Raw genomic sequence first — 2,962 nt, 5'->3', positions numbered from 1 at the left:
TCCTCAACCGCAACAACCGCAACGACGGCTACGACGGCTACGACGGCAACGACGGCTACGACGACGACGTCACCCTCCTCCTCGCCCACGCCCGGCGTGGTCGGTGCGGCCGGTTCAGGGGGCGGTGAATGCCAGGGAGACGTTGTGCCCACCGAAGCCGAAGGCGTTGGCCACGGCGGCGCGGACGGTCTCGTGGCGGGCCGGTCCGGACACGACGTCGAGCTTGATCGTCGGGTCGAGCCGGTCAAGGTTGCGCACCGGGGGTATGACGCCGTCGCGGATGCTGAGCACCGTGGCGATGGCGCCCACCGCGCCGGCGGCGCCGAGCATGTGCCCGGTCATCGACTTGGTGGCCGTGACCGCCGGATGGGTGCCGATTGTCTGAGTGATCGCCTCGGCCTCCAGGGGGTCGCCGACGGGGGTGGAGGTGGCGTGGGCGTGTACGAGGTCGATATCGGTGGGGGTGAGGCCGGCGCCGGCCAATGCGGCCTCGATGGCTCTGCGCTGCCCGGCGGGGTCGGCGGTGACGATGTCGAGGGCGTCGGAGTTGGTGGCCGCGCCGGCGGCGACGGCGTACACGCGGGCGCCTCGGGCGGCGGCGAACCCGGCCCGTTCCAGGACCAGCAGGCCTGCGCCCTCGCCGAGCACGAAGCCGTCACGGTCGGCGTCGAAGGGACGGGAGGCGGCTGCCGGGTCGCCGTGCCGGGTCGAGAGGGCCTTCATCTGCGCGAACGCCGCCAGCGGCAGCGTGTCGACCGGCGCTTCCACGCCGCCGGCGACCACGACGTCGGCCAGCCCGTATTGGATCATCTCCATGCCGGTGGCGATCGCCTCGGCGCCGGACGCGCAGGCGCTGACCGGGGTGCGGGCGCCGGCCTTCGCGCCGAGGTCGATGCTCACCCACGCCGCCGGGCCGTTGGGCATCAGCATGATTACCGTGTGAGGGGACATCCGGCGCGCACCGGCCTGCTCCAGGATGCGGTGCTGGCCCAGGGTGGACTGCACCCCGCCGTAACCGGTGCCGATGACGACCGCGAGCCGTTCGGGAGCGACCTCGGGGGATCCCGCGTCCGCCCATGCCTGCCGGGCGGTGACGATCGCCATCTGTTCACCGCGGTCGAGCTTGCGGCTGTCCTTGCGCGGCAGTGTTGCCGCGGGGTCGACGGGCAGCTGTGCGGCGAGTCGGACCGGCAGTTCCCGCGCCCATTCGTCTTCGATCACCGCGACACCCGAGGCACCCGCGACCAGCCCGTCCCAGGTGGCGGCGAGGTCGCCGCCGAGTGGAGTCATCGCACCGAGACCCGTTACCACGATCTTGTCGTAAACCACTAACTACCCCTTCCCGTCACGATGAGGGCGGAACGCCCAAAAGGCGGTTCCGATCCTCGCTCCGGGTCACCTTCCCAGCTCGGGGCGCGGTCTGGACAGCTCCGCCGCCACCGATGTCGGCGGTCAGGTGTTGTGGGAACCCTACAAAGACCCACAAGTCCTACGATGCCGGGACGGGCGCCGCCGCGGCCCACGATGTCGGACCGGCGAGGGGACGGTGGGTGAGCGTCGGGGCGCCAGTGGTGATAATTGGATCATAATGCGGTTTCGGGTCGGATCCCGCTTATGCCGCCCTTCCCGTTATGCCGCCCTTCCCGGTACATCTGAGCCGGGTGCCTGGTGGCGGAGGACCTCGGTGCGGCGGCCGTCGCCCTCCGACCGGAGGATGTGGACGCCGGCACCGAGGTCGTTTCCCGAGGTCGTTTCCCGAGGGCTGGCCGGTGGTCCGGGGGCTGGCCGGTGGTCCGGGGGCCGGTCTCAGCGGGCCGCGCGGATGGATTCCCGCAGGGAGGACAGGGTCGCCGCGAGGGCGGTCGGTTCGTAGCCGCAGTGTGCCATGCAGTTCGCGCAGCGTGGGTCGCGGCCTCGTCCGTAGGCCTCCCAGTCGGTGGTGTCAAGGAGTTCCTGGTAGGTCTTGGCGTAGCCGTCGCCCATCAGATAGCACGGCTTCTGCCAGCCGTACAGGGAGTAGGACGGAATGCCCCAGGCCGTGCACGGGAAGTCGATCTTGCCTTCGAGGAAGTCCAGGAACAGGGGAGAGTGGCTGATCCGCCAGTTCTTGCGGCGGCCGTCGGCGAACGCCTTGCGGAACAGTTCCTGGGTTTCCTTGACCCCGAGGAAGCTGTCCTGGTCGGGGGCTTTCTCGTAGGCGTAGGCGGGGGAGAGCATCATCCCGTCGACGTTGAGGTCGTTGTTGAGGAAGTCCAACACCTCGATCACGGTCTGAGGGGTGTCCGTGTTGAAGAACGTGGTGTTCGTGGTGACGCGGAAGCCGCGGCGCTGCGCCTCTTTGATGTTGTCCACGGCCTGGGCGAACACGCCCGGCTTGGCCACGGACTTGTCATGGCGTTCCTCGAGGCCGTCGATGTGTACCGCGAAGGACAGGTACGGTGACGGACGCAGCTTGTCGATCTTGCGTGGGATCAGGAGGGCGTTCGTGCACAGGTAGATGAACTTCTTACGTTTCACCAGGCCTGCCACGATGTCCTCGATCTGCGGGTGCATCAGCGGTTCGCCGCCTGCCAGGCACACCACGGGGGCGCCGCACTCGTCGACGGCGGCGAGCGCCTGCTCGACGGGCATGCGCTGTTTCAGCACGTCCGCGGGATGTTGGATCTTGCCGCAGCCCTCACAGGCGAGGTTACATGCGAACAGGGGTTCGAGTTCGAGGGTGATCGGGAACTTGTCCCGCCTGGCGAGTTTCTGCTTGAGGAGATAAGCGCCGATCCTGATTGCCTGGCGCCGCGGAATGGCCATTTTCACCCTCCTGGTGTTGGTCTTCGGTCGCCTGGTGGGTGGAGTCGCGATGCCGCACTGTTCTGGTCGGTGACTGTTCCGGTCAGTGTAGGTGTGTGGTGTGGAGCTGGTGGATTCGGCATGGGTCGGAGCGGGTGTGGGGTGGAACTGAGGTGGG

2 protein-coding genes are annotated in these 2,962 nt (G+C 68.5%); both read right to left on the bottom strand.

Annotated elements, in window-relative coordinates; translation table 11 throughout:
- Positions 1 to 114 precede the first annotated feature (114 nt).
- Positions 115 to 1,329: a beta-ketoacyl-[acyl-carrier-protein] synthase family protein gene (locus tag AC08OO_RS23175; protein ID WP_476611833.1), complete on the bottom strand. Its 1,215-nt coding sequence runs from the start codon at positions 1,327 to 1,329 to the stop codon at positions 115 to 117.
- Positions 1,330 to 1,806: 477 nt separating this feature from the next.
- Positions 1,807 to 2,805, bottom strand: a complete 999-nt coding sequence (hpnH, locus tag AC08OO_RS23170; RefSeq protein WP_011436992.1) for an adenosyl-hopene transferase HpnH — start codon at positions 2,803 to 2,805, stop codon at positions 1,807 to 1,809.
- Positions 2,806 to 2,962: the final 157 nt, after the last annotated feature.

The sequence above is a fragment of the Frankia sp. CeCAU1 genome, from assembly GCF_977971845.1.
The sequence above is the reverse complement of the archived record's forward strand: the minus strand, read 5'-3'. Positions and strand labels throughout refer to the sequence as shown.